Source organism: Comamonas sp. UBA7528, from assembly GCF_002479375.1.
Taxonomy (GTDB): domain Bacteria; phylum Pseudomonadota; class Gammaproteobacteria; order Burkholderiales; family Burkholderiaceae_C; genus Comamonas.
Map to the genome: position 1 here is coordinate 202552 of NZ_DLMU01000014.1, position 6211 is coordinate 208762.

Consider the following 6211-nt stretch of genomic DNA (forward strand, 5'->3'; position numbering starts at 1 on the left):
GACACCGATCTGGTCCAGGACATCGCCCAGGAAACCTTTCTGCGCGCCTACCGGGCCCTGCACCAGTTTCGGGGCGAGGCGCAGTTCTACACCTGGCTGTACCGGATTGCGGTGAACACGGCCAAGAAGGCGCTGCTGGACATGAAGCGCAATCCGGTGGTCACCGAGAGCGCGTTACAAACCTCCGACGACGAGGATGAAACTTCTCGGCCCGGAAACGAACCAATCAACGAGGAGACTCCCGAGACGGTGCTGGCGGCGCAGGAAATTGCAGCTGCCGTGAACGCCGCGATGGATGCTTTGCCCGAGGATTTGCGCCAGGCGGTCACGCTGCGCGAGATCGAAGGGCTGAGCTACGAAGAAATTGCCACTGTCATGGGTTGTCCCATCGGAACCGTGCGTTCGCGCATCTTCCGAGCCCGCGAGGCCATCTCCGCACGCGTCAAGCCGCTGCTGGAGCGCCAATCGGGCAAGCGGTGGTGAGGGTGGTGTTGAACACATGGAAGGCGCGAGCCCAAGTGAGCAGGTAACCCCATGACGGACGATCTGAAAAACAAGGAATTGCTGTCGGCGCTGGTCGATGGCGAGCTGTATGGCGATGAACTGAGCCAGGCGGTGGCGTGGGCCGAAGAAGGCGAAGGCCATGCCAGCTGGCAGCTCTACCACCTGGTGGGCGATGTGCTGCGCTCGCCCGAGCTGGCCCACCACAGCCAGCACGATCTGCTGAGCGGTTTGCGTGCCCAGTTGGCCCAGGAGCCACCGCTGTCGCTGCAATCCGCCGCGCTGCAGCAGTTGGCCCCGGCCCAACTGCCCATGACCGCTGCCGTGCAGAGCCTGGTGCGCGATCCGGTGGCCAATGCCTCGGTGTTCCGCTGGAAGGTCGCTGCCGGCTTTGCCTCTGTGGCGGCCGTGGCGGCCATGGGCTGGAATCTGGTGGTGGTGCCGGCCGGCACTGGCAGCCAGCTGGCCCAGGCGCCGGCCGCCAGCCAGGCCAGCGTGCAGCTGGCGCAGGGCACGCCCGGCGCCCCGATGATGTCCATACCCCAGACCGATGGCTCGGTGATTGCCGTGGCCACCGGCAATGGCTCGGAAGTGATTCTGCGTGACCCGCGTCTGGATGAGCTGCTGGCCGCGCACCGCCAGTTCGGCAGCAAGGCATCGCTGCAGATGCCGGCCGACTTTCTGCGCAATGCCAGCTTCGCCAGCACCCCGGTGCCAGCGGCCAACCGCCATTGATCTGCCCGGAGCAGACTGGGATTGCTTGTGTTTTGATAGCTTCCTGCGCTGATGCGCAGGGCTTTTCAAACTGAAAATCCGATGCGGAACATGAAATGAGCGCCCAAGGCGCTCATTTTTTTGTGTATTCGGCCCACAGCGTCCGCCGCGCTTCAGTGCATGATGGTGGGAACCAATCGCACGGATGCCTTTCCAAACAGGCAATCTGATAGCGAGATAGAGCGCCTTGGAAAGGATGAAGATGCCCGCAATGCAACGCAAAACCCTGCCAGCCTTGAGTGTGGCGGCCTTGATCGCGGCCGCCGTGGCAGGCGGTGCCGCCTGGAATCTACCGCTGGCCCAGGCACAGGCCGCAGCCCCCAGTCCGGTCGCGTCGGCGCCCGCAGCGTCGGCTGCGCCCGTGGTCAGCGGTCTGCCCGATTTCACCGCCTTGGTCGACCTTGTCGGCCCCTCGGTGGTCAACATCCGCACCACCGAAAAGGTGGCTGCCCGTGGCAATGGCGGCGGATCGGCACTGGGCATGGACGAGGACATGCTGGAGTTCTTCCGCCGCTTCGGCCTGCCGGTACCCAATATTCCCAAGCAGCCGCAGCGCCCCGGTCCGGGCGGCGACGGGGATGGCGAATCCCAGCCCAGCGGTGTGGGCTCGGGCTTCATCCTGACCGGCGATGGCTATGTGATGACCAATGCCCACGTCGTCGAAGATGCGGACGAAGTCATCGTCACGCTGACCGACAAGCGCGAGTTCAAGGCCAAGATCGTGGGCAGCGACAAGCGCACCGATGTGGCCGTGGTCAAGATCGACGCCAAGGGCCTGCCCGCAGTCAAGATCGGCGATGTGAGCCGCCTCAAGGTGGGCGAGTGGGTGATGGCCATTGGCTCGCCCTTCGGCCTGGAAAACTCGGTGACGGCCGGCATTGTGTCGGCCAAGCAGCGCGATACCGGTGACTACCTGCCGTTCATCCAGACGGACGTGGCCATCAACCCCGGCAATTCGGGCGGGCCGCTGTTGAACCTGCGCGGCGAGGTGGTGGGCATCAACAGCCAGATCTATTCGCGCTCCGGCGGTTTCATGGGCATCAGCTTTGCGATTCCGATTGACGAAGCCGTGCGCGTGAGCGACCAGCTGCGCTCCACTGGCAAGGTCACGCGTGGCCGCATCGGCGTACAGATCGGTTCGGTGACCAAGGAGGTGGCGGAATCCATCGGCCTGGGCAAGCCGCGCGGCGCCCTGGTCTCGGCGGTGGAAGCCGGTTCGCCCGCCGCCAAGGCCGGCGTGGAGGCCGGGGACGTGATCATCAAGTACAACGGCACGGACATCGACAAGGTCTCCGACCTGCCGCGCCTGGTGGGCAACACCAAGCCGGGCGTCAAGGGCACGGTCACCGTGTTCCGCCGGGGCAGCAGCAAGGACCTGTCCATCACCATTGCCGAGGTCGAGCCCGACGAGGCCGTGGCCGCGCGCAAGAAGGCTGAGAGCAGCAGCGCTGCGACGGCCAGCGCAAAGTCGCTGGGCCTGGTGGTGGCCGACCTGACGGCCGCGCAGAAGAAGGAGCTGAACGTCAAGGGCGGCGTGCGCATTGTCAGTGTGGCCGATGCCGCGGCCCGCGCCGGTCTGCGCGAAGGCGATGTGGTGCTGTCCGTTGCCAATACCGAGGTGGCCGATGCCAAGGGCTTCGAGGCGGCGCTGAGCAAGGCCGACAAGAACAAGCCAGTCAACATGCTGGTGCGCCGCGGTGAGTGGGCACAGTACGTGCTGGTGCGACCGGCCCGCTGAAGTGGGTGCCTGGGGCCGGCTGCCATGCCGTTCCAAGGGGACTGGGAATGCCCGTGAGCGCAAGGTGGTCGCTTGGGTAGAATCCCTAGTCCGGCGCACAGGTGCCGTCGCGAGCGGGTGCTTGCTGCGGTGCTAGGAGCTGACGGGCATTGCCGGCAGCGAATTTCCGCTGAACCGCAATTGTGGATAAGCTGTGGTTAGTTTTGCTGCATCGCTGGCGCTGAGCCGCCAGACAGCAAAAACGGTGCTTTTGCAGAGGGCTTTTGCCTACAATCAGCAGCCCAACCATCGCAGTTGCCCAAGATTGTTGGTTCAGGGCGCGTCAGAGTCGACGCGCCCTTTTTTCTTGCCTTGTGCGCGCCACATTCATTTAAGTTACCAAGACGCTTTTCGTTGATGAATCACATCCGTAATTTCTCCATCATTGCGCACATCGACCATGGCAAGTCCACGTTGGCCGACCGCTTGATCCAGCGTTGTGGCGGCTTGGCCGAGCGCGATATGGAAGCCCAGGTGCTGGACTCGATGGACATCGAGAAAGAACGTGGCATCACCATCAAGGCGCAGACGGCTGCGCTGCAGTACAAGGCCAAGGATGGCAAGGTCTACAACCTCAACCTGATCGACACCCCCGGCCACGTGGACTTCTCGTACGAGGTCTCGCGTTCGCTGTCGGCCTGTGAAGGCGGTCTGCTGGTGGTGGATGCCTCGCAGGGCGTGGAAGCCCAGACCGTGGCCAACTGCTACACCGCACTCGACCTGGGGGTCGAGGTGTTTGCCGTGCTCAACAAGATGGATCTGCCCAATGCCGATCCGGACAACGCCAAGGCCGAGATCGAAGACGTGATCGGCATTGACGCGACCGATGCGATTCCCTGCTCGGCCAAGACCGGCATGGGCATCGACGAGATTCTGGAAGCCATTGTGGCCAAGGTGCCGGCGCCCAAGGGCAACCCTGATGCGCCGCTGCGCGCCATGATCGTGGACAGCTGGTTCGACCCCTATGTGGGCGTCGTGATGCTGGTGCGCGTGGTCGATGGTCAGCTCAAGAAGGGCGAGCGCTTCAAGATGATGGCCACTGGCGCAGCCTATGAAGCCAACAACATCGGTGTGTTCACCCCTGCCAACCAGCCGCGCGATGCGCTCAAGGCCGGTGAAGTGGGCTACATCATTGCCGGCATCAAGGAGTTGAAGGCCGCCAAGGTGGGCGATACCGTCACGCTGGAAAAGAAGCTGCCCAACAACCTGGGCCCGGCCGAGAAGGCGCTGCCTGGCTTCAAGGAAGTCAAGCCCCAGGTGTTTGCCGGTCTGTACCCGACCGAGGCCAGCGAATACGACCAGCTGCGCGATGCGCTGGAAAAGCTGCAGCTCAACGATGCGGCACTGCAGTACGAACCCGAAGTTTCGCAAGCGCTGGGCTTTGGCTTCCGCTGCGGCTTCCTGGGCCTGCTGCACATGGAAATCGTGCAGGAACGCCTGGAGCGCGAGTTCGACCAGGACCTGATCACCACCGCCCCCAGCGTGGTGTACGAAGTGGTCAAGGCCGACGGCGAAGTCATCCAGGTGGAAAACCCTTCCAAGATGCCCGATCAGGGGCGCATGGAAGAAATCCGCGAGCCCATCGTGACCGTGCACCTGTACATGCCGCAAGACTATGTCGGCCCGGTGATGACGCTGGCCAACCAGAAGCGCGGCGTGCAGAAGAACATGGCCTACCACGGTCGTCAGGTCATGCTGACCTATGAAATGCCGCTGGGCGAAATCGTGCTGGACTTCTTCGACAAGCTCAAGTCCGTGTCGCGCGGCTATGCCTCCATGGACTACGAGTTCCTGGAGTACCGCGCCTCGGACGTGGTGAAGGTCGACATCCTGCTCAACGGCGAGAAGGTCGATGCGTTGTCCATCATCGTGCACCGCTCGCAGGCCACTTTCCGCGGTCGTGCCGTGGTAGCCAAGATGCGAGAAATCATCAGCCGCCAGATGTTCGACGTGGCGATCCAGGCAGCGATCGGCGCCAACATCATCGCCCGTGAAACCGTCAAGGCCATGCGCAAGAACGTGCTGGCCAAGTGCTACGGCGGCGACATCACCCGCAAGCGCAAGTTGCTCGAGAAGCAGAAGGCCGGTAAGAAGCGCATGAAGCAGATCGGCTCGGTGGAAGTGCCGCAGGAGGCTTTCCTGGCCATCCTGCAAGTGGAGGATTGATGCAAGCCATGCAATGGATCACAGCCGCCGTCCTGGCGGCTTTCGTAGGCTATGTGGGCGCCTGGTACACGGGTGCGATCGAAGGCAATTTCGCCCTGCTGATGTTTCTGGCCACGGTGGTGACCGGTGCCTACTGGCTGGCCGAGCGCCTGTATTTCTGGCCGCGCCGCAAGAAAGTGGCACAGGCCCTGGCCGATGCCGCCACGGCACGCCGCGCCGAACTGGAACGCATGGGCATTGCCAAGGTCGATGTGGACACCACCGAAGGCCAGCAAAAAGCCCTGGTCCAGCCCTGGTGGCTGGATTGGACGGCTGGCCTGTTCCCGGTGATCGCCGTGGTGTTCATCCTGCGCTCCTTCCTGTTCGAGCCGTTCAAGATCCCTTCGGGTTCGATGATTCCCACGCTGCTGGTGGGGGACCTGATCCTGGTGAACAAGTTCACCTACGGTGTGCGCCTGCCGGTGCTCAACACCAAGGTCATCGAAGGCAAGACGCCAGAACGGGGCGATGTGATGGTGTTCCGCTACCCGCCCCAGCCCTCGCTGGACTACATCAAGCGTGTGGTGGGCGTGCCCGGTGACACCGTGGCCTACCTGAACAAGCGCCTGACGATCAACGGTCAGCCGGTGCCGACCAAGGACCTGCCCGATTTCTTCGATGAAGACGCCATGCGCTACTTCAACCAGTACGAGGAAACCCTGGGCCTGTTGCCACACCGCCTGCTCAACACCCAGGGCGTGCCGGCCTTTGTCCAGGGTGCCAGCAACTACGCGTACCGGGAGAACTGCACCTACAGCGTGGAAGGCGTGACCTGCAAAGTGCCCGAAGGCCACTACTTCGTGATGGGCGACAACCGCGACAACTCGCTGGACTCGCGCTACTGGGGTTTTGTGCCGGATGCGAACATCGTCGGCAAGGCCTTCTTTGTCTGGATGAATTTCGGCAACCTCAAGCGCATCGGTTCCTTCAACTGACCGCCTGCACCGGCGGGGG

5 protein-coding genes are annotated in these 6211 nt (G+C 63.2%); all 5 read left to right on the plus strand.

Features of this window, described 5'->3' with window-relative positions; genetic code table 11:
- Positions 1-483: sigma-70 family RNA polymerase sigma factor (locus B3349_RS16605; RefSeq protein ID WP_291590395.1), on the plus strand; the 483-nt coding region annotated here is incomplete at its 5' end.
- Between the two features lie 51 nt (positions 484-534).
- Positions 535-1236 carry a sigma-E factor negative regulatory protein gene (locus B3349_RS16610; RefSeq protein WP_291590397.1) on the plus strand — a complete coding sequence of 234 codons (702 nt, stop codon included), beginning with the start codon at positions 535-537 and terminating at the stop codon, positions 1234-1236.
- 235 nt (positions 1237-1471) lie between these two features.
- Positions 1472-3013 carry a DegQ family serine endoprotease gene (locus B3349_RS16615; RefSeq protein WP_291590398.1) on the plus strand — a complete coding sequence of 514 codons (1542 nt, stop codon included), beginning with the start codon at positions 1472-1474 and terminating at the stop codon, positions 3011-3013.
- Positions 3014-3409: 396 nt separating this feature from the next.
- Positions 3410-5218: a translation elongation factor 4 gene (gene lepA / locus B3349_RS16620; protein WP_291590399.1), complete on the plus strand. Its 1809-nt coding sequence runs from the start codon at positions 3410-3412 to the stop codon at positions 5216-5218.
- Complete coding sequence (gene lepB, locus B3349_RS16625) at positions 5218-6192, plus strand: signal peptidase I (RefSeq protein WP_291590401.1); 975 nt, start codon at positions 5218-5220, stop codon at positions 6190-6192. Before lepA ends, lepB begins: the two co-directional genes overlap by 1 nt.
- The last annotated feature ends 19 nt before the right edge of the window (positions 6193-6211 follow it).

What these genes read in the sequence shown, in the direction of transcription:
- B3349_RS16610 (WP_291590397.1), top strand. Translation starts at nt 535, where the DNA reads ATGACGGACGATCTGAAAAACAAGGAATTGCTGTCGGCGCTGGTCGAT.
- lepA (WP_291590399.1), top strand. Translation starts at nt 3,410, where the DNA reads ATGAATCACATCCGTAATTTCTCCATCATTGCGCACATCGACCATGGC.
- lepB (WP_291590401.1), top strand. Translation starts at nt 5,218, where the DNA reads ATGCAAGCCATGCAATGGATCACAGCCGCCGTCCTGGCGGCTTTCGTA.
- B3349_RS16615 (WP_291590398.1), top strand. Translation starts at nt 1,472, where the DNA reads ATGAAGATGCCCGCAATGCAACGCAAAACCCTGCCAGCCTTGAGTGTG.